Below are 19,275 nucleotides of genomic sequence, written 5' to 3' on the forward strand. Positions count from 1 at the left end.
GGTCCGTCTGCGGCGGGACGACCAGCAGGTCGCAGCGTCCGACGCCGAAGGAGAGGAGCAGGAGCTTGTGCGGATCCTGTTCGACGGCGCACCAGCCGATCCGGATGACACGGCCTGCAATCGGCAGACGGGCCGGCAGCGGCTGCCTCCAGTGGCAGGGTCGACAGTCACACGGGTGATGCGCCCCCAGCCATGGTCCAACTCGGCTATGAGCAGCGGAAGTTCGTGCGCAAGGTCATCGGAGTGAGGCCACCAGGCCCCGTCGAACAGACCGGATGGCGGGCCGGCGGGCTTGAGCGCGAAGCGCGGGCGGGGCATGGACGGCGGAGGGTCGGGCAGCGCGGGAGGCCGCCTGGGAAGCGGCAGTCGGGTCATGATGCGGGCCTGTCCCCGGGCCCGCCGCGGCAGGCCCGGTGTCGGCGTTCGCCGAGAACGACAGGGCATGGCCGCCAGTGTCCGAAGAACCCTCGGTACCTTCACCGTACTCCGCTCCTGACCGGTTGCGGCCGGATCCGCGGTGCGCATCCACGCCCGCGGGCAGGTCCGTCAACGGCCCGTTCCACGCCATTCGATCAGGAAGATCGTTGCGTCGTCGCTGGTGCGCCCGCCCCGTGCTGCGTTGAGGGCGTGGGAGAGGGCGCGTGTGGTGGCTGCCAGGCCGTTCCCGGCGCGCCCCACGCGTGCGGCGATGTCGATGAGCTGCGTGCGGCCGAACTGAATGCCGCCCGAGGTGTGCTCTTCGACCACGCCGTCGGTGAAGCAGACGATCCGGTCTCCTGGTTGCAGGTTCACCTCGCTGACCAGCGGCTTCTCGCCTCCGAAGCCGACAGGCAGCGTGGTCGGGCCGTCGAGAATCCGAACGACGTCGTGGTCGCGAACGAGCAGCGGCGCGGGGTGCCCGGCGTTGACCCACTGCAACCGTCCGGTCGAGACGTCCAGCCGCATCATCTGCGCCGTGGCGAAGTGCTCGGGGTCGAACTGGTCCGCGATCACCTCGTCCATGTAGGCGTAGATCTCAGCCAGGCCGACGCCCGCACGCCGCGCGTGGCGGTAGGCGCCGATCGCTGCGGTGGCCATCACTGCGGCCTTCAGGCCGTGCCCCATGGCGTCGATCACGGCGGCATGCAGCGTGTCGCCGTTCAGGGCGTAGTCAAAGCTGTCCCCAGCGACCTCGTAGGCCGGCTCCAGGAAACCCGCCACCTCCACCTCGGGGACCGACATCGTCAGCGGAGGCAGCAGGGACCACTGAATCTCGGCGGCGACACTCATCGGACGGCGCCGCCGTGCCCGGGTGAACAGGTCCGTGGACCGGTCCCGTGACGTCAGCAGGCTCGCCACCAGGGTGGCGAACTGGGTCAGTTCTGCTCCCTCCCGGTCGTCGAGGCGGTCCACGGTCAGTGCCAGCACGCCGAGGTTCTCGCCGCCGTCGGTCAGCGGGAGGTAGACCCGCAGCCCGTCTGCCTCGGGCAGCGCGACCAGGCGCTCCTCCACGAGGGCCCGCCCCGCCGGTGAACCGACGATCGGCTGTGAGCCCGTGCCGGCGCAGTCGTCGTATGACAGGGGGACGAGGAGCAGTTGCTCGTAGTCCTGGAGCAGCAGCACGGCGTCCCGCCCGCCGGCGGCGGCGAGCTCCTGCGCGACCGCCGAGGGGAAGAGCCGCGGCTGCACGGCGGCCGCACGATCCAGGAGACGACCCAGCAGGTGTCCGCCGAACTTCCCCGCGCCCCTGGCCTCGGGCGCGACCCGATCTCGCTCACGCTCCTCCATAAAGCCATCCGACCACGCATTCCCGGTGACCGCGCCTGCTACCAGGACACGTCACGCGCACGGGTCAGGCAGGAGTAGCGTGGACGGCCATGCGGACAGGGGAGTCCCTAGCCCAGGGTGGCCGAGGCGGCGGATCCGGCAGGACTCGGCGAGGCGCTGCGGCGCGGAAGACGCCGCGCTGGTGGACAACCTCGATCGGCCCCAGCAGTCTTCGCAACCGGTTTCGACGTGGAACACGGGTCGTTCCCGTCGGCCTGCACACCCCGGTGGATGCCGTAGCGGTCCTGGCTCAGGCAGGACAGCGGGCCCTACAGGCCGCGGACCTCGGGGAGGACCGCCGGCAGGCGGCCCCATGTTGGCCGGCACCAGCTCGGAGGTCACGGACGCTCGCAGCGAGCCCTTGTGCTTGATCTCCGGAACCGAGAACCCCGGCGCGTCCGTCGGCACGACGAACCCGGCGGATGCCCCTCGTCAGCCTGCCCCCACACGACAGCGACGCCGGGTCGGAGCCGTGGTCCGGCTCGGCCATGCCGAGCCGGACAGCACGAGCCGCGATCCGATCGCCGCCGCACCGCTCCAAGCCCAGGTACGAGGGCCGTCTCGACCGTTGGCCCTTCGGAAGGGGCCGTGATCGGCACCCGGCTCGACACCCGCGGGCTCACCGAGTTCAGCACCCTCAACGTCGGGGCCCAGCCGGATTCAGTGCCGGCCGTCTGCTGGCAAGGTCTCAGCTCTGGTCATCGGTCTCTCTGGGAGCCCGCTCCAGGGCGGTACGGCAGCGCGGACACAGCTGACTGACTTCGGCGTCTTCGCAGTCAGCATCGGTCATCGGGCGCACCTCTGCGATAGATGACAACAGTCTGTGGCAGAGGGCGGCGCCGTTGGCGTCTGGGACGATGTGCCACAGTACGGCGGTGGCGACTCCGTACTCGGCCCTCAGCGTGGTCATGGCCGGTGGCCGGCTTCCCCTCTTGCTTGGCGCACTCGGGCGTGGGCGGAGCGGATGAGTCGCTGCTGGGGTTCACTCAGTCCGCACAGGCCGGTCATGGTGTCACCGGGGATGTCATGGGTGCCGCAGATGGCCAGGGCGCCGTGGATCGGCGGTTCGGGGCTGCCGAAGGCAGCCATGAGCGCCTGGCCGACCGGGTTGGGTTGCCGGCCAGAGGCGAGGGAGCCGTCCTCTGTGTAGCCGCACAGTCCTTGGGCTCTGCCCCGGGCGCGCAGGATGGTGAAGGCGACGGTGCTGGCGTGCGCGGCGTTGGGGTCGTTGAGCATCGCGCGGGTGTCGCCGTCACGGAAGTGCAGCCGTCCGTCGGGATCGATGAGGGCATAGATGCCAGGCATGGCGAAGTGTCCTCCTGTTCCAGGAGGTGTGGGCGCCAGTTCCAGGCGCGTTGACGTGCCCTCCCGTGCGCTGACCTCGACGTCGGTGTCGTCGGCTTTGGTCCAGGGCAGCTCGGCCTCGACGAGGGAGGCGTATCCGGTCTCGTGCGTCTCGGTCGCGGTCGGCCAGACTCAGCGGAGATCTGGGTCCAGGATCCACTCGAAGAGGTCGTCGAACTCGGCAGCGATCGGCTGGCCTCAGCCTACCCCTCAAGTCCACGACAGCCACGCCGGACGCCAGGTGATCAACCTGGCGGCACGTGCACGGACAAGGCCACGTAACGGTGAGTAGCACTCGCCGCCTTCAACAGCACCGGCCAGGAGGCAGCCTCGTCTCAGCTTCCAAGACACCATCGTCGCGGACACGCCTCCCGACCCTGGGGGCCAATTGGGGACCACACACTCCGCACGCTGGACAATGAGGTGTTTTGTGAGGCTCTCGCTGGCCTGCGAAAACGCGGTCGGGACGACAGGATTTGAACCTGCGACCCCTTGACCGGGCCAAGGGGTCACACGTTCAAATCCTGTCACCCTCCCCACATGTGAAGAGGAAACTCGGTCAGATCTAGAAGCGAGGAGGCATCGACTCGATTCCTCCGGCAGGACGTGCTTCCTTCGCTGCGCGTGCGCACCCGGTGGGTGGTCTGGTCTGTAGTTGTGCTCTGTTGGTTCAAGTGGCTCGTAGGCTTGTTATGCAGGATCAGCGCCCGGGCCGGTCTTGGACTGTGCGTGCTGGAGTCGTCGCCTGTGTTCTCCCCAGGTCAGCCCCTGAGAGCAAGTGAGCCGCCCGACGACGGCCCATCATCGCAGGGGCGCCAACTACCCAGTTGGTCGAGAAGCGCCACTTGGGCCACGTCGAGCGTGCCAATTTGCTCAATCTGTTGGTGCTGCCACACCCCGGGGCGAAAGCCGACATCGTCGCCGAGGCCGGAGCGGTTGCGCGGACCGCTGAGCCTTCCGCCGGCCTTCATGTACGCGGCCATGCGGCGGTAGCCGCGCTGCCACTTCGGATCCCATCGCCATAGCGGGTCCACAGCGTCCAGCACATGCCGCTGCTCTGGGGTCACGTTCTCGTTCAGGCGCTGCGCGCGCATCCACCGGCCCACGGTGTAGCCGTCGATCTTGGCGCCTGCGGGGATGGCCAGGTCGCCGTGAACCGCGTGCCAGGCCTTGGCGTAGGCGTAGCCGCGTTCCCAGGCGTGGGCGTGCTTGTCCCAGATCATGCCGATCTGGTCGAGTTCGCTGATCCGGGCGGCGTCGAGGCGTCCGGCCGCGTGCTGCTCGCGCTGCCGGTTCAGCCAGTCGACGAGGTCGCTTTCGCGGACATCGAGGTGCCCGTGCTGCTGGGAGAACGCCTCTGCGCGCTCGAACCACTTCTCCCACTCGGCGGTGCGGGGGCTGAGCGCACGGAGCTTGAGGGCGCGCAGGATCTGGTTCTCGTAGGCGGTGGTCTCCACGCGCAGCCACTCGACGTCCTCGGTCGGGAGGTTGTCCTCCAGCCCTTCGGCGTCCTGGCCTTCTTCCAGGCCCGGTTCGGCGGTGTGCGGGCGCAGTCGCTCGGCGCCGTAGCGGTTGGTGCGCAGTTCGGTGATGCGGGCGGCGACGCGCTCGTCGTGGGCGGCGAGCGCGCGCAGGACCTGCCAGACGGCGGCGAAGGCGCTGCGGTTGAGCTCCGTCTCGGTCTCGGTGCCGTCCTGCTCCTGGTTCTCGCCAGCGCCGGCGGCGGGGAGATAGACGGGAATGATGATTCTGGCGACCTTGTCGGTGACGCCGAAGGGGACGCGGAAGGCGCGGCCCGCGCCTTGGACGATGTCGACGATCGAGTTCTTGGGGTCGGCAAAGATCACGGCGTCGACGGCCGGAAGGTCGATGCCTTCAGCCAGCAGGCGACTGTTGGCGATCAGGGCGCAGCGGTGGCCGCCGTCGGAGCTCCGGGTGGTGAACTCCTTGAAGGCGCGACGGCGGTCCTTGAGCCGGTCGCTGCCGGCGACGGCGACGCGGTAGAGGTGGGTGAGGCGGTCGCTGGGCGGGAGGAGCTGGGCGGCGTGGTGGAGGGTGCGGACGAAGTCACGGGCGCCGCGGATGCGGGAGTGATAGGTGATGACCCGCTCCAGCTGGTAGGTGTCGATCGTGCGGCAGGTCGCGATCTGCAGCGCCAGACGCTGGAGTTCCTCGTTGGTGCGGCGCGAGCGCAGGTCCAAGATGCCGGGCTCGTTGAGAAGCTCCCGGAGGTCCTGGTCGGTGATGACCGGGACGATGACCTCGTAGTCGGCGATGAGTCCGTCGGCGATGCCCTGCGCGACCGGGTAGCGGAAGACCGTCTCGCCGTACGCTTCGGGATCGTCCATGGAGCAGACGACGTTGTGGGCGTTGTCCTCCAGCCCTTCGGTGATGCCGCCGGCGATGCGCGGCGTGGCGGTGAAGTACAGGCGACGGCGTGAGGGAATCTTCGTGTCGTCGTGGACGGCGGCCCAGGGCTTCGCGGACGAGCCCGCGGTGCGGTGGGCCTCGTCGATGACCGCGAGGTCAAAGCCCGGCATCGCGTGCAGCGCGTGGGCCTCCACCACACGGTCGATGCTGGCGTAGGTGGCGAACACCGTGACCGGGCCGCCCGCAGCCGCGCGCACCACTTCGGCGATCCTTTGAGGCTTCGTGGTGATGACCGCGTCGACCCTCAACCCGGCTTCCTCGAGTTCGCGGTTCTCCGACGAGGAGCAGACAATAACGACCGGCCCGCGGCGGCCGCCGTGCCCCAGCCAGACGCCAGCGGTCTGCCAGACCAGTTCGATGGTGGGCATGGTGGCCAGCACCGTGCCGCGCGGTGCGATGCGGCGTGCGCAGGCCGCGGCGATGAGGGTCTTCCCGGAGCCGCAGCAGGACTCGACGATTGCGCGGCCGCCGTCCCGGATCGCGCGCCAGGCCGCGGTGACAGCCTGCTTTTGATGTTCACGCAGCGGCATCAGAAAGGGTCCGGCCGCCTCGGGGGCGCGCTGGTGCGGTGCCACCTGGTCCGCGGCGTCGTCGACGGGGCGGGGAGCGGCATCGGTGTCCACGAACTGGGTCTCCACTTCCCTGATTCCCTTCCGAGCGAGCGGTCCTGCATCGGGTACTGCGGGGTGACGGGTGGTCAGCGGCGGGGGACCCAGCCGCGGATCTCGATGTAGATGATCTCGGCGTCCTCGGTGGCGCGGCCGGTGTCGATCAGCCACTTAAGGACGGCGGCGGTGACGTCGCCGCCGACGGCTGCGACCATGGCGGACCACTCGCGGGCGTCGAAGCCACCGCTCACTTTCGAGCCGTAGGAGCGTTCCTCGGTGCCGTCGGCGCGCGGGACCACGCCGCGGCGAAGCCCCGGGGAGTCGTCCTTGGACCCGGAGGAGAGCGCGAAGTGGCGCTTGCGCATGCGTACCGTGATGGCGACCCGGCCGCGGCGCTCGGCGGTGTCGTGGATGACGCCGGCCAGGTGTCCGGCGCCCCGGGCGATGGCCTGCCGTCCGGCGCGGCCGGCCATCGATCCGCCCGGGGTCTCCAGGACGTCGCGGCCCCGGACCCGGGCCACCCGCCCATCCTTGGTGAGTCGCCTCGTCACGTTCTGCTGCGCGATGGCCTGCAGCGACTCCGGGTCGCGTTCGCCTGCTTCGACGGCGCGGACCAGCTGGCGTAGCGCGGGCACGAAGCTGGCGCCCTTGCCCTTGGTGAAGAACTGGGAGACCAGGGAGGCGTTGCGTTGCAGCATGTCGGCGATCTGGCGGCGGTTGAACCCGGCGTCGACCAGCTGCTGCGCGAGACGGGCGGCCTCCCCCGGCTGCCTCGGCGTCGTCATCGCACACCGGCCTCGGCGGCGGCGAGTGCGGCGCGGCCCTTGTCTCGGAGCGCCAGCAGCTCGTCCTCGCTGGCGGGCGCGGGGACGGGGCTGGCGAGGTGGCCCTTAAGGAGGTAGTCGCCCGGTTCGCCGTGGTAGGGCCAGTCGTGGCGTGCTGTCAGGTAGACAGCGTCGGTGCGAAACGCCACCACCTGCCCGGCCGGAACATGCAGGGCGCCGACCTGGACGTTCTCGGGGCGCATCCGCATGGACAGCAGCGCGGCACGGGCCCCGGACCACACGCTCGCCGACCACTCGGGGTGGGCCATCGGGTCGCGGGAGAAGCCGCTGACGCGCTGCCAGGTGACGTGCCGCTCGTCGTGGGTGAGGATCTCCGCGCCTTCGGGGACCAGGTGCAGCTCATCCATGGGGGTGGTGCCGGTGATCAGGCGCGGGCGCTGCGCGAACCCACCGATCCCGAACAACAAGATGGAACGCACCGCACGGGAGGCCAGGTGCAGGGCCTGGCGCTGCCGGGGGTCGGCGTGGATCTGCGCACCCGCCGACAGGGACGCCCAGGCTTCCTTGAGCCACTTGGACCACTTGTCGATCGGGTCGCCCTCGGCGAAGAGCAGCGCGTCCAGCACCTCGATCCGCCAGGGCGCGACCGGGTTGGAAAGCGCCGTGTAGATCTCCGCGCCGCCCGCCCAGGTGGTGAACGTAGCGCCTGGGGTGGACGGGTATTCCCAGTTCCTGTCGCCACTGATCGGCGCGGGCAACAAACCGACGTGCTCCCACCCGTCGGGCACCGTGACCCGGACCTGGAGGTGGGCCGGGGACATGAGCAGCTTCTTCTGCTCCGCCTCCGTCAGCTTTGCGAACGCGGCCCCGGTGACACGCCGAGGTGTGCCGACCGGGCTGCGCCAGGTGTGCCGGGCGTAAGCGAAGGTGCGATCGTACTCGACCAAGCCAGGCAACTCGGCCGGAACCTTCGGCGGCAGGATCAGCTCGGTGCGGCCCTGCCCTGCGGTCGCGTGGAACAGGGCGCGCAGCTCATGCGACAGCACCGGGTAGCCGCCCGCCCACTGACCCTTGATCGGGATGGTGCGCGCCCACAGGTCCTTGCCCGTCTGCGACGGCGAGCCCATCAGGACGACGTCCGGCCACTTGACCCTCAATGCCTTCCACAGGCACACGAACGCCTCGCGGACCAGCGTCGGATCGGCCCCGGCCGGGTCGAACCACTCGCCCACCGAGCGGATCTCCACATGCTCGGCGTTCCGCTCCGCACCGACCCGGGTATAGCGGCCCACGGGCTGGCGCGGGTGCACGAAGTGCCCGGCCATGCGGTCCCGGCCGCGGCCGGTGTCCACAGTCCAGCGCTGCGATTCGCTGCTGAGCCAGGCGCTGACAGCCTGCTTCAGCGTCGGGTAGCGCTCGGCGTCGGCGTGCCATGGCGCCCCGGCGGTGATGTAGACGCGTTCGGTGCCCGGCGCGGCCGCCAGGACAGCGTCCAGGATCTCCTCCGGGGTGCGCGCCCGGAGGTCCAGGCGAACCTCGCCGCCGCGACCGACCATCACTTGAGTGGTGGCGTCCAGAAACACCATCTCCCGGGAGGCCTGAGTAAAGTTGGGGCGCTGGGAGAACAGGTTCTCCGTCGCCGCCCTGTAGGCCTCGCCTGGCGTGCCATGCGGCATGGAGGGCAGTTCGATCCGCTCCCCGGGACGTCGTACCGCAGGTGGCGACGGCGCGTCGTCCACCTCAGCAGGGGCGAGCGGGGCGGCGTCCTCGGCCCGGCCTGCTTGCGGCGTGATGGCGGGAGCATCGGGCACCTGCCGGCGGGGAGCGGCCTCGGCCATCGGGAAGGTCGGCGCGACGGCAGCTTCCGGACCCGTCTGAGCTGCCGCTGCAGCGATGGGCTCGGAGGCTGGCGCGACCGCAGACTGCTGAGGCTTGATGCGGACATGGGCGGGCGTGGGGTCAAGGCGCGGCACGAGAGCCACGACGTCGCCGATGCTCACTCCGGCCGCCTTCGCGATGGCGGCGGCCTTCGCGTCGTCGAAGTCGCCGAGCTTGCGCACCCGGCTCTCGCGGTCGCGCTGCAGCTTCGCGAGCGACTTCTCCAGCTTGGCGATGTCCTCGCGCAGCTGGCGCAGCTCGGCGAGCCCGGCGTTGTAGGAGGCGCGGTCCATCAGTTCCCTCCCTGTCCGTCGCCAGCAGCAAGGCACCCGTCCCAGGCTCGGTCGAACCAGTCCAGGAATTCGAGGACGGAGCCAACGCGGGCCACTCGATCGTGGATTGCCCGCTGATCGTGGCCGGGCAGGAAGGCCGATTTCCCGGCGACCGGGCTGGCACAGCCGCAGCCGCAGGAGCGCTGGGGCTCTGTGAGCTGCACCAGCGCCGCGCCCGGCTCGAAGTAGGTGATCGGATTCTGCTGATTGCCGTTGGGGGCCGGACCACCGACGAGAGCGTCGTGCACCGGGTGCCCAGGCGTCAGGATCCTGCCCTCAAAGGCACGGCGGCCCCCTGCGACATCGACAATGCACTCGATCTCCACGGCCAGTCGCACCAATCCGGCCGCACTGACGACAAAAAAGCGTTCGGACTCCGATCGCTGGCCGGGCATCACCCATGAGCCGCGGGCGCGCTCGTAGATCTCCTGATCAGACAGTCCCTCGGCCCATCCGATCACGGCGCGCCCCAGGGGGTCCTTGCGCGGGTCTATCCGCTTCTCCCGACCGAGCGTGACCTGGATCATGACGGCTCCTCACCTCGTCAACCGCTGTGCCAAGCATAGACCACGCCAGGCAAGGACAGGTCGACCCTACCCAGAGAGTCCGCAACCCTATGCTTTGCATGCCATGGTGGCGCGCAGAAGCACAACTCGAAGCTTGTGGCGATGTCGACCCCTCGCCGTCTTGGCCAGCCGCCCCAACCACCGGCTCTCCCTGCCCAAGCGACGCTTCGAACAGCTGCTGCTCGACTCGCCCGCGCGGCGGCCTACCCCAAGCTGCCGACATCGGAGTCGGAGGAGCCGGACGTGCCTGCGGGCGCGGAACCCCTGCGGCTGCCCAGGCGCGAGCAGGTGCTGAGCGAGGCGATCCGCCTCTTCGACGAGCGGGGTTCCAGTCGGTGAGCATGGCGGACATCGGCGAGGCCGTGGGCATCGTGCCGTCCGGCGTCTACCGGCACTTCGAGAGCAAGACCGAGATCCTGGTGACCGCCGCGACCATGGTGGCGAGCGGATGCTGGCCGGCCTCAACTCGGCGGTCGCCCGGGCGGCGGACCCGACCGAGGCGCTGGAGCAGGTGCTCCGCTCACACAACGCCGCGAACGTCGAGTACCGGGACGTGACCGGCGTCCTGGCCACCGAGGGCGACCAGCTCCCCGAGCGGGAACGCGCGCTGCGGGAACGCTTCTTCACCGACCGTCACCGGCACCACCCTCACGGTCGACGGCGGCCTCACGATCAGCTGAGTGGAAGGTTCCGGGAGAATGGCAGGGTGACGACCAGCTCAGCACACGACGACCTGTGGGGCGACACGGCCCGGGACAGTGCCGCATCCTGGAGGCGTCCCTGGCGGCCTTCGCCGCCCGCGGCTACTACGGTGCCTCCACCCGCGACATCGCGGCGGCCGCCGGGGTGAGCCCGCGGCCGTCTACGCCCACCACCGCACCAAGGAGGCGTTCTCTACGCGACAGCTTGGCCGGTTGTCGCAGCGCCCTGGCCACGGTAGAGCGGGCGCGGCTAGCGGAGGAGTCCACCACGGTGACGCGGATGCGAGCCCTGGTCCACGACTACAGCGCCTGGCACGCCCGCCACCACCAGCTCGCTGGCGTCGTCCAGTACGAGCTCGGTGCCCTCTCCCCCGACCACCGCGACGAGATCGTCCGGCTGCGCCGCCGCACCGAGCAAGTGGTCCGCGACGAGGTCGCGGCAGGCGTCTCTTCCGGCGCGTTCCATCGGCGGCGCGGCGACCACGACCGTTCCGGCGCCTCGCACGCCGAGTGGCCGGACGCCCGCACGGGCTACGGGCCGGCCAGGCCGACGAACCGGACGCCGGGCCCGGTCACGTCCTGGTCCGGGCGCGGGTCGTGTATCGCAGACCGTGTCGGACCAGCGCCCGCGCGAGCGGATGCCTGGTACTCGCAGGCCGACGGCGAAACTGACGGCGCGGCTTCGGGCGAGGCCACGTCGGGCCCACATGCTCGGGCGCGGAAAGTCCTGTCACCCCACCTCGATGCGCAGGGTCGAATCGCATCCGCCGAGGCGCGCGTAACAGACTGCTGCGCTTCGGATCGGGCTTCCACGTTCACTTTCCGTGCATGCTGCTTCCCACACCTCGCCACCACCGAGGACGGCCTCAGCGGCAGCCGCCCGGCACTCGTTGGGCCCGGCGCTTCTCTGACGCAACATACGCACAACAGCGGCACTCGCAAGCCCCTCGGACCCCTACGACGAAACGGTACAGTCGGACCGCCGCAAGTCCCTGACCTGCAATGACGACGCGGATGGTGCCACCGCCTTCAGCCGCGGACCGACCGCGCCCTCGTAGATGTCCCCCAACTACGCGGGGCGGCCTTGGCCGGGCGGCATTCCACGACGGAAAGGACGTCCGACCAAGCCCGCGATCACAGCCATGACCTGCGCTTTTACCCTACGGCAGGTTGCGGGCCATGACGATCCGCTGCACCTGGTTCGTGCCCTCGTAGATCTGGGTGATCTTGGAGGTGCAGCCCGGCTACCCGGGGCTTTGCCTCGGGCAGTCCGTTGACCTGCCAGAAGTCGCACTATCGGTTCGCACTGGTTGACACTGCTTTCTGCCCTCTCCCCCAACACTGACGTAACGTCAATCACTACTCGGCTCCTTCGCACACCAGCACGCCACGTTCCTGCGTCCGGCGCATGTCCCGCTCAGTGTGACCACGGACCAACGGGGCAGGCGGCCAACGGGCCCGCTGACGGACTCAGAGGCGGTAGACGCGTGCGGCGTTGCCGCCCAGGATCGCTGCGCGCTCGGACGGCGACAGCTCGGACAGCAGCTCCCGGGTGGTGTCGACGACGCGGACGTAGTCGATGGCCAGGGTGCAGACGGGCCAGTCGGATCCGAAGAGGAGGCGCCGCGGCCCGAAGGCAGCCAGGGCGACGTCGGTGAACCGACGCAGGTCGTCGGTGGTCCAGTGGTACCAGTCGGCCTCGGTGGTGAGGCCCGACAGTTTGGCGACGGTGTTGGGAAGGGCTGCGAAGGCCCGCAGCCGGGAGGCCCACGGCTCCACCTCGGCGCTGGCGATCCGGGGTTTTCCGAGGTGGTCGAGGACGAAGGTCACGCCCGGTGCCGCGGCGGCGGCCCTGGTGGCGGCCGGAAGCTGGTCCGGGGTGATCACCAGGTCGTAGGCCAGGCGGGCCGCTCCGACGGCGAGCAGGCCGCGTCGCACAACGGGACGCAGCAGCCACTCGGGGTCGGGCTCGGACTGCACTTGGTGGCGGATGCCGACGAGGTGTCGTCCTCCGGGCAGAGCACACAGGTCGGCGAGGGTGTCGGCGATGTCGGGTTCGGTGAGGTCGGTCCAACCGACCACACCCACTGCCAGGGGGTCGGCGTCGGCCAGAGCGAGGAGCTCGGGGGTCTCCTCGGGGATGCAGACGGTCTGCACCAGGACGGTGGCCTCGACGCCCGCCGTCCGGGCCTGCGGACGCAGGTCTTCCAGGCCGAAATCGCGGCGCAGCGGCGCCAGTTCCGGGCCGGTGATCCAGTCCTGGTCGCGGACGGCCAGGTCCCAGACGTGGTGGTGCGCGTCGATGACGCGGGGGCTCTCGGTGATCACAGCTGCCACACCACCGGGAGCGGCGCGCTCGCGCCGTCGGCGGAGTAGTCGTGGACGACCTCCAGCAGTTCCGCCATCCGCGCCTGCCAGGCGGTGTTGACGGGCAGCTCGCCCAGTTCCGTGAGCAGCCTCGGGTAGTCCTCGACCTCAAGGAGGTGAAAGAGGTCGGCGCCGCTGCGCCAGATGGTCCACCCGGTTGCGCCGGCGGCGCGGATGGCCGCGGTGAGCTCCTCGGGGACCTCGCGGTGGGCCTGCTCGTACGCGGCGATCCGGTCGGCGCGGACGCGGGTGTGCAGGGCGACTCTCATACGTGCGGCTCCTCACGGACGATCACGACGTCGAGGCTGCGGGGGCCGTGGACCCCCTCGACGCGGTCGAGTTCGATGTCGCTGGTCGCGGACGGGCCGGAGACGAAGGTCAACGGCCGGCCGGGGTCGAGCAGGGCGATCGCGTCCGGCACATCGGCGACGATCTGCTCGGCGCGCACGACGCACAGATGGTGGTCCGGCAGCAGGGTGAGGGCCCGGCGGCCCTGGCCGGGGCCGGCGTCGAGGACGATGGTGCCGGTGACGGCGATCCCGGCCCGGCAGGTGGTCAGCACGGTGTCGGCGGCCTCCAGATCGCCGGGCTCCAGCGGCTCCTCGAGCCGTTGCCAAGGGCCCTCAGGCACCAGGTCCGGCGGGAAGGCCGGCGGCACGACGAGCGTGCGTACGTCGCTGCCCGCCAGCAGGCCGGCGATGGTGGCGCGGGCCCGTTCGGGCGTGGTCTGCACGACCCGGGCGCGGTAGTCGGCGACGCGTTCGGCGAAGAGGCCGACCGCGTCGGCCTCCGCACGGCCGCGCCGGTAGTCGCGCGGGACGGGGGCGTCGCCGACGGCCTCCTCGGCGGGCACGTCGGCGAGGGCGGCGCGGATGCGGCCGAGGACGGTGTCACGGGCCGTCATGAGTCGGCTCCTGTCGGGTGGGTGCGTTGCCACCAGGCGCGGAAGGATTCCGTGGGCGGGGCGGGGGTGTCACGGGCGTCGGTCCACGCGTGGAGGGGACCGGGGAGCGGACCGATGACGTCCTTGCACGAGACGAGACGCCCACCGAGGGCCGCGGCCTTCTGGGCCACGGACAACCGGCGAGGTGAGGCGAGGACGGCGGTGGCAGCCTTCATCGCGAGAGCCTCTGCGCCGGGGACACGACGCTTCGCCCGCTTGGCCTCGACGACCTCGGCCCGCAGGTGGGTGAGCACCTCCGGGATGTTGATCTTCACCGGGCAGGCGTCATAGCAGGCCCCGCACAGGGTCGAGGCGAAGGGGAGGGTCGCCGCGTGCTCCACGCCGACGAGCTGCGGGGTGAGGATCGCGCCGATCGGGCCTGGGTAGACCGAGCCGTAGGCGTGGCCGCCGGTGCGCTCGTAGACGGGGCAGACGTTCAGGCAGGCGGAGCAGCGGATGCACGCGAGCGCCTGGCGGCCGACGGTGTCGGCAAGCGTGGCGGTGCGGCCGTTGTCGAGCAGGACCAGGTGGAAGGCCTGCGGGCCGTCGCCGGGAGTGACGCCCCGCCAGGTGGACGTGTAGGGATTCATCCGTTCGCCGGTGGAGGAGCGCGGCAGCAGTTGCAGGAAGACCTCAAGGTCCTGCCACAGGGGCAGCACCTTCTCGATCCCCATCACGGTGATCAGCGTCTCGGGCAGGGTCAGGCACATCCGCCCGTTACCCTCGGACTCGACGACTCCGACCGTTCCGGTCTCGGCGATGGCGAAGTTGGCGCCGGAGACGGCGACCTTGGCGCGGAGGAACTTGTCCCGCAGGTGCAGCCTCGCCGCCTCGGCGAGGGCGCGGGGCTCGTCGGTCAGGCCGTCGGGGGCCGGTCGACCCCAAGCACCCATCTCCCGCTGGAAGATCTCGCGGATCTCGGCGCGGTTGCGGTGGATCGCAGGCACCAGGATGTGGGAGGGCCGGTCATCGCCGAGTTGGACGATCAGCTCCGCAAGGTCGGTCTCGTAGGCGCGGATCCCGGCCTGCTCCAGGGCCTCGTTGAGTCCGATCTCCTGCGTGGCCATGGACTTGACCTTGACCACCTCGTGCGCGCTCGTCGCACGCACGAGTTCGGTCACGATCCGGTTGGCCCCGGCGGCGTCGGCGGCCCAGTGGACGACGCCACCGGCCTTGGTCACCGAATCCTCCAACCGCAGCAGATACCGGTCCAGATGGCGCAGCGTGTGGCGTTTGGTCGCGGCTCCGGCCTCGCGCAGCTGCTCCCAGTCGTCCAGCTCGCCGGTGACGGCCAGGCGCTTGTCGCGGATGGTGGTGGTGGCCTTGCGCAGGTTGCGCCGCAGCTGCGGGTCGCCCAGCGCGGTGTGGGCCGCCTCCGGGAAGCCCGGGCTGCCGAGCCACACCACGTTGGTTCCGGAGTCCGGGCTCACCGTGCGTCTCCTTGGGTCGATGCCAGGATCTCTGCCAAGTGCAGGGTGCCGATGCCGGTCCGCAGGCGCGAGAGGCCGCCGCCGATGTGCATCAGGCAGGAGTTGTCGGCGGCGCAGACCACGTCGGCCCCGGTGCTGACGACGTTGCGCATTTTGTCGCCGAGCATGGCGGTCGAGATCTCGGCGTTCTTCAGCGCGAAGGTGCCGCCGAAGCCGCAGCAGGAGTCGACGGCCGGGAGTTCGACCAGGTCGATGCCGCGCACCGCGCGCAGCAGCGCGAGCGGCTTGTCGCCCAACCGCAGCCCGCGCAGCGAGTGGCAGGTGGGGTGATAGGTCACCCGATGCGGAAAGTACGCGCCGACGTCGGTCACGCCGAGAACGTCGACCAGCAACTCGGTGAACTCGTGCACCCGCGGCGCACCCTCGGCGACCGCGGCGCGCAATGCGGCGTCGCCGTACTGCTGGGCCAGCAGCGGATGGTTCTCCCTGACCATCCCCGCGCAGGACGCCGACGGCGTGACGATTGCGTCGTAGTCGGCGAAAGCCTTGGCGAAGCCGCGCACCAGCGGCAGCGCCTCCGGCCGGTAGCCGGTGTTGAAGTGCATCTGCCCGCAGCAGGTCTGCGCGAGCGGGAACTCGACCGTGTGGCCGAGCCGCTCCAGCACGGTCACGACCGCCTTCCCCGTCTCGGGGAACATGGTGTCGTTGAAGCAGGTGATGAACAGCGCGATCCGCATCAGCCCAGTTCCTTCCGTCCCGCATCGGGCAGGGGCGCGTCCCAGGGCAGCAGCCCGGTCGATCGCAGCCGGTGCCACAGCTCCGCCGGGATGTCGTAGCGCGCCATGACGGCGGCGTCCGCCGCCTCGGCCGCGCTGCGCGCGCCAACGAGCACGGACGCGACGGCCGGGTGCCCGAGCGGGAACTGGAGCGCGGCCGCGCGCAGCGGCACACCGAACTCCTCGCACTCCGCCTTGATCCGCAGCGCCCGGTCCAGCAGGGCTTGGCCGGCCGGGGCGTAGTCGAAGGTGGCGCCGGGGCGCGGGTCGGCGAGCAGACCGGAGTTGAACACGCCGCCCACCACGACCGAGACGCCACGGCGGGCGGCATCGGGGAGCAGATGGGTCAGGCCTGTCTGGTCGAGCAGGGAGTAGCGCCCGGCCAGCAGCACCACGTCGACGTCGGTCTCGCGGACGAAGCGGTCCAGCATCCGGGCCTGGTTCATGCCCGCGCCGATGGCGCCGACGATCCCCTCGGCACGCATCCGTTCCAACTCCGGGTAGGCGGAGGACAAGGCCTGGCCCTCGTGCTCGTCCGGATCGTGAAGGTAGACGACGTCGACGTGGTCCAAGCCGAGCCGGGTCAGGCTGTCCTCCAGGCTGCTGCGCACCCCGTAGGCGCTGAAGTCCCAGACCCGCCCGTGCGTGGCCGGCACCGCGAAACCCTGGGCGAGATCGTCGCCGTGGGGCTCCGGCCGGGGGCGCAGCAGGCGTCCGACCTTGGTGGACACCACGTACTCGGCGCGTGGCCGACGACGCAGTGCCTCCCCCAGACGTCGTTCCGACAAGCCGAGGCCGTAGTGCGGGGCGGTGTCGAAGTAGCGGACACCCGACTCCCAGGCCGCGTCCACGGTGCCCTGGGCCTGCTCGTCGTCGACCTCGGCGAAGAGGTTGCCGAGCGGCGCCGCCCCGAGGGAGAGCCGGGTGACCTCCACGTCGCCGCGTCCGAGCCTGGTGGTGTGCATGGATGGGGTGGCCTTCCTGTCATGAGCCCAGCCTGCGCGAGGCACGACCGGTGTTGAGCACGATGTGAGGGGGCCCGGCGTGAGGGCCCGGCCGGGCCGAGGGCACGACACCCTCAGTCGCTTTCCCGGCCCGGCCGGAGTCTTTCGCACCGTGCACGCACGACGCGCGGGCGACGCGCGGACGCTCCTACGATCCGGCAGGACGCAGACGCAGGCCGGCCATGCCGCCGTCGACCGCAAGGGCGGTGCCGGTGGTCGAGCCCGCGAGGGGGCTCGCCAGGTAGGCGATGGCGGCGGCGACTTCGTCGGCGCTGACCAGCCGACCGTGCGGCTGCCGCGCGCTGAGCGCGGCACGCTCGGCGGCGGGGTCGTCGGCGGCGTCGAGCAGGCGGCCGACCCAGGGGGTGTCCACCGTACCGGGGTTGACGCAGTTGACCCGGATGCCCTCGCGGACGTGGTCGGCAGCCATCGCCAGGGTGAGCGAGAGCACCGCGCCCTTGCTCGCCGAATACAGCGCGCGCTGCGGAAGGCCTGCCGTCGCGGCGATCGAGCAGGTGTTGACGATCGCCGCCGTGGCCGCCGGTCGGGACGGCGCGGAGCGTCGCAGGTGCGGCAAGGCGGCCCGGGTCACGCGGACGATCCCGAGGACGTTGATGTCCAGTACCTGCCGCCACTGGCTGTCGGGATTGTCCTCGACCGTCCCGGCGGCGCCGATGCCTGCGTTGTTGACCAAGATGTCCAGCCCGCCGAGCGCCGTGACGGCCGCCTCGACGGCGGCGCGGACGCTGTCGTCGTCGCCCACGTCGGCGCGGATGGCGTGCAGGGGCTCCTTGGCACGGCCGGGGTCGAGGTCCAGCACGGCGACCTTGGCGCCGCGGGCGGAGAGCAGGATCGCGGTGGCCAGGCCGATGCCCGAGGCGCCTCCGGTGACGACGGCCCGCAGGCCGTGCAGCTCGTTCATTCCTGCTCCTCCTGCGCGGCGTCGGCCGTGGCTGCGGTGGCGCTGGCGGCTTCAGTGGCGGCGCGGTCGGCGGTCCAGAAGGCGCCGTCCGGGTAGGTGAAGGCGGCGATCGACACCGGAAGCATCTGCGCGGAGAAGCCCGGGGCGGCCGGGGCCCGATAGCGGCCGTCGCGGATCACCGTGGGGGTGGCGAAGTGCTCGTGCAGATGGTCCACGTACTCGATCACGCGGTTCTCGGTGGTTCCGGAGAGGGCCACGAAGTCGAACATGGACAGGTGTTGCACCAGCTCGCACAGCCCGACCCCGCCGGCGTGGGGGCAGACCGGGACGCCGAACTTGGCGGCGAGCAGCAGGATGGCCAGGTTCTCGTTCACCCCGCCGACCCGGGCGGAGTCGAGCTGCACCACGTCGATGGCGTCGGCCTGCAGCAACTGCTTGAAGACGATGCGGTTCTGCACGTGCTCGCCCGTGGCGACCCTGATCGGCGTGACGGCCGCGCGGATGGCGGCGTGGCCGAGCACGTCGTCCGGGCTGGTGGGCTCCTCGATCCAGTAGGGGTCGAACTCCGCGAGCGCCGTCGTCCAGGCGATGGCGTCGGCCACATCCCAGCGCTGGTTGGCGTCGATCGCCAGCCGCACGTCGGGGCCGATCGCGGCGCGGGCGACGCGGCAGCGGCGGACGTCGTCGGCGAGGTCCGCGCCGACCTTGAGTTTGATCTGGGTGAAGCCGTCGGCGACGGCCTGCTTGGCGAGCCGGGTCAGCTTCTCGTCGCTGTAGCCGAGCCAGCCGGGCGAGGTGGTGTAGGCCGGGTAGCCGTTCTCCCACAGACGCGTGGTCCGGTCGGCGCGGCCTGAGCGGGCCGCCTCCAGCAGCGCGAGGGCCTCCTCGGGGGTCAGCGCGTCGGTGAGGTAGCGGAAGTCGACCTGGGAGACCAGCCAGGCCGGCTCCGCCTCGGACAGGAACCGCCACAGCGGCAGTCCGGCCCGCTTGGCGGCCAGGTCCCACACGGCGTTGAGCACGGCACCGATCGCCATGTGCATCACGCCCTTCTCGGGGCCGAGCCAGCGCAGTTGGCTGTCGCCGATCAGGTCGCGGCTCAGCGATGCCGGGTCCGCGCAGAGCTCCGCGACGGAACGCCCGACGACGTGGTGCCGCAGCGCGTCCATCGCCGCGACCTGGACGTCGTTGCCTCGCCCGATGGTGAACGTGAAGCCGTGGCCCTCCAGTTCGTCGCCCGCGTCGGTGCGCAGGACCACGTAGGCGGCGGAGTAGTCGGGGTCGGGGTTCATCGCGTCCGAGCCGTCCAGCGACCGCGAGGTCGGGAAGCGGACGTCGTAGGTGTCCAACGCGGTGATCCGCGCGGTTGCAGTCGGCATGCGGTGC

General features: G+C 70.8%; 16 protein-coding genes and 2 pseudogenes. 2 read left to right on the forward strand and 16 right to left on the reverse strand.

The window, feature by feature from the left end:
* Positions 1 to 31 precede the first annotated feature (31 nt).
* From TR49_RS46860 to TR49_RS32780, 8 genes and pseudogenes are all read right to left on the reverse strand, one after another.
* Positions 32 to 525 (reverse strand): annotated as a pseudogene (locus TR49_RS46860) (DUF5994 family protein); the annotation flags it as partial.
* A 21-nt stretch (positions 526 to 546) separates the two neighbouring features.
* On the reverse strand, positions 547 to 1,767 hold the full coding sequence (locus TR49_RS32750) for a PP2C family protein-serine/threonine phosphatase (protein ID WP_042388121.1): 1,221 nt from the start codon (positions 1,765 to 1,767) through the stop codon (positions 547 to 549).
* 311 nt (positions 1,768 to 2,078) lie between these two features.
* Positions 2,079 to 2,267: pseudogene (locus TR49_RS45080) on the reverse strand (acyl-CoA dehydrogenase); the annotation flags it as partial.
* A gap of 445 nt (positions 2,268 to 2,712) precedes the next feature.
* Positions 2,713 to 3,111, reverse strand: coding sequence for a hypothetical protein (locus tag TR49_RS32760; RefSeq protein WP_042388124.1), 399 nt, complete (start codon positions 3,109 to 3,111; stop codon positions 2,713 to 2,715).
* Between the two features lie 800 nt (positions 3,112 to 3,911).
* Entirely contained in the window at positions 3,912 to 6,218 is a 2,307-nt protein-coding gene (locus TR49_RS32765; RefSeq protein WP_042388126.1) for a DEAD/DEAH box helicase, read from the reverse strand.
* A 59-nt stretch (positions 6,219 to 6,277) separates the two neighbouring features.
* The gene (locus tag TR49_RS32770; RefSeq protein WP_042388128.1) at positions 6,278 to 6,973 is read right to left on the reverse strand and encodes a hypothetical protein; all 696 of its coding nucleotides are present in this window, start codon (positions 6,971 to 6,973) and stop codon (positions 6,278 to 6,280) included.
* Positions 6,970 to 9,144: a hypothetical protein gene (locus tag TR49_RS32775; protein ID WP_042388130.1), complete on the reverse strand. Its 2,175-nt coding sequence runs from the start codon at positions 9,142 to 9,144 to the stop codon at positions 6,970 to 6,972. Before TR49_RS32775 ends, TR49_RS32770 begins: the two co-directional genes overlap by 4 nt.
* The gene (locus TR49_RS32780; protein ID WP_042388132.1) at positions 9,144 to 9,710 is read right to left on the reverse strand and encodes a hypothetical protein; all 567 of its coding nucleotides are present in this window, start codon (positions 9,708 to 9,710) and stop codon (positions 9,144 to 9,146) included. Before TR49_RS32780 ends, TR49_RS32775 begins: the two co-directional genes overlap by 1 nt.
* 380 nt (positions 9,711 to 10,090) lie before the next feature.
* Here TR49_RS32780 and TR49_RS46865 point away from each other — a divergent pair, with 380 nt between their 5' ends.
* Positions 10,091 to 10,306, forward strand: coding sequence for a TetR/AcrR family transcriptional regulator (locus tag TR49_RS46865; RefSeq protein ID WP_369405355.1), 216 nt, complete (start codon positions 10,091 to 10,093; stop codon positions 10,304 to 10,306).
* Positions 10,307 to 10,484: 178 nt separating this feature from the next.
* Positions 10,485 to 11,456 (forward strand): TetR/AcrR family transcriptional regulator, encoded by a 972-nt coding sequence (locus TR49_RS46870; RefSeq protein ID WP_084725669.1) that lies wholly within the window; start codon positions 10,485 to 10,487, stop codon positions 11,454 to 11,456.
* 464 nt (positions 11,457 to 11,920) lie between these two features.
* Here the strand turns inward: TR49_RS46870 and TR49_RS32790 are convergent, their stop codons facing one another.
* From TR49_RS32790 to TR49_RS32825, 8 genes are all read right to left on the reverse strand, one after another.
* A complete protein-coding gene (locus tag TR49_RS32790; protein WP_042388182.1) occupies positions 11,921 to 12,775 on the reverse strand; it encodes an amidohydrolase family protein in 855 nt (284 codons plus the stop codon).
* The gene (locus TR49_RS32795; RefSeq protein WP_042388136.1) at positions 12,775 to 13,086 is read right to left on the reverse strand and encodes an L-rhamnose mutarotase; all 312 of its coding nucleotides are present in this window, start codon (positions 13,084 to 13,086) and stop codon (positions 12,775 to 12,777) included. The genes TR49_RS32790 and TR49_RS32795 overlap by 1 nt, the downstream gene beginning before the upstream one ends.
* Positions 13,083 to 13,721, reverse strand: a complete 639-nt coding sequence (locus TR49_RS32800; protein ID WP_042388139.1) for a LutC/YkgG family protein — start codon at positions 13,719 to 13,721, stop codon at positions 13,083 to 13,085. Before TR49_RS32800 ends, TR49_RS32795 begins: the two co-directional genes overlap by 4 nt.
* Positions 13,718 to 15,190: a LutB/LldF family L-lactate oxidation iron-sulfur protein gene (locus TR49_RS32805; protein ID WP_084725670.1), complete on the reverse strand. Its 1,473-nt coding sequence runs from the start codon at positions 15,188 to 15,190 to the stop codon at positions 13,718 to 13,720. The genes TR49_RS32800 and TR49_RS32805 overlap by 4 nt, the downstream gene beginning before the upstream one ends.
* On the reverse strand, positions 15,187 to 15,927 hold the full coding sequence (locus tag TR49_RS32810) for a (Fe-S)-binding protein (RefSeq protein ID WP_042388141.1): 741 nt from the start codon (positions 15,925 to 15,927) through the stop codon (positions 15,187 to 15,189). The genes TR49_RS32805 and TR49_RS32810 overlap by 4 nt, the downstream gene beginning before the upstream one ends.
* A complete protein-coding gene (locus TR49_RS32815) occupies positions 15,927 to 16,931 on the reverse strand; it encodes an aldo/keto reductase (RefSeq protein ID WP_042388143.1) in 1,005 nt (334 codons plus the stop codon). Before TR49_RS32815 ends, TR49_RS32810 begins: the two co-directional genes overlap by 1 nt.
* Before the next feature lie 187 nt (positions 16,932 to 17,118).
* Complete coding sequence (locus tag TR49_RS32820; RefSeq protein WP_042388145.1) at positions 17,119 to 17,892, reverse strand: SDR family NAD(P)-dependent oxidoreductase; 774 nt, start codon at positions 17,890 to 17,892, stop codon at positions 17,119 to 17,121.
* Positions 17,889 to 19,268 (reverse strand): L-fuconate dehydratase, encoded by a 1,380-nt coding sequence (locus TR49_RS32825; RefSeq protein ID WP_042388147.1) that lies wholly within the window; start codon positions 19,266 to 19,268, stop codon positions 17,889 to 17,891. The genes TR49_RS32820 and TR49_RS32825 overlap by 4 nt, the downstream gene beginning before the upstream one ends.
* Between the last annotated feature and the right edge of the window lie 7 nt (positions 19,269 to 19,275).

Source organism: Streptacidiphilus melanogenes (genome assembly GCF_000787835.1).
GTDB lineage: Bacteria > Actinomycetota > Actinomycetes > Streptomycetales > Streptomycetaceae > Streptacidiphilus > Streptacidiphilus melanogenes.

Bases quoted from the DNA above. Each gene is read 5' to 3' on its own strand.
- TR49_RS32750 (WP_042388121.1), bottom strand. From the start codon at position 1,767: ATGGAGGAGCGTGAGCGAGATCGGGTCGCGCCCGAGGCCAGGGGCGCG.
- TR49_RS32820 (WP_042388145.1), bottom strand. From the start codon at position 17,892: ATGAACGAGCTGCACGGCCTGCGGGCCGTCGTCACCGGAGGCGCCTCG.
- TR49_RS32770 (WP_042388128.1), bottom strand. From the start codon at position 6,973: ATGACGACGCCGAGGCAGCCGGGGGAGGCCGCCCGTCTCGCGCAGCAG.
- TR49_RS46865 (WP_369405355.1), top strand. From the start codon at position 10,091: ATGGCGGACATCGGCGAGGCCGTGGGCATCGTGCCGTCCGGCGTCTAC.
- TR49_RS32800 (WP_042388139.1), bottom strand. From the start codon at position 13,721: ATGACGGCCCGTGACACCGTCCTCGGCCGCATCCGCGCCGCCCTCGCC.
- TR49_RS32775 (WP_042388130.1), bottom strand. From the start codon at position 9,144: ATGGACCGCGCCTCCTACAACGCCGGGCTCGCCGAGCTGCGCCAGCTG.
- TR49_RS32810 (WP_042388141.1), bottom strand. From the start codon at position 15,927: ATGCGGATCGCGCTGTTCATCACCTGCTTCAACGACACCATGTTCCCC.
- TR49_RS32780 (WP_042388132.1), bottom strand. From the start codon at position 9,710: ATGATCCAGGTCACGCTCGGTCGGGAGAAGCGGATAGACCCGCGCAAG.
- TR49_RS32815 (WP_042388143.1), bottom strand. From the start codon at position 16,931: ATGCACACCACCAGGCTCGGACGCGGCGACGTGGAGGTCACCCGGCTC.
- TR49_RS32795 (WP_042388136.1), bottom strand. From the start codon at position 13,086: ATGAGAGTCGCCCTGCACACCCGCGTCCGCGCCGACCGGATCGCCGCG.
- TR49_RS32825 (WP_042388147.1), bottom strand. From the start codon at position 19,268: ATGCCGACTGCAACCGCGCGGATCACCGCGTTGGACACCTACGACGTC.
- TR49_RS32760 (WP_042388124.1), bottom strand. From the start codon at position 3,111: ATGCCTGGCATCTATGCCCTCATCGATCCCGACGGACGGCTGCACTTC.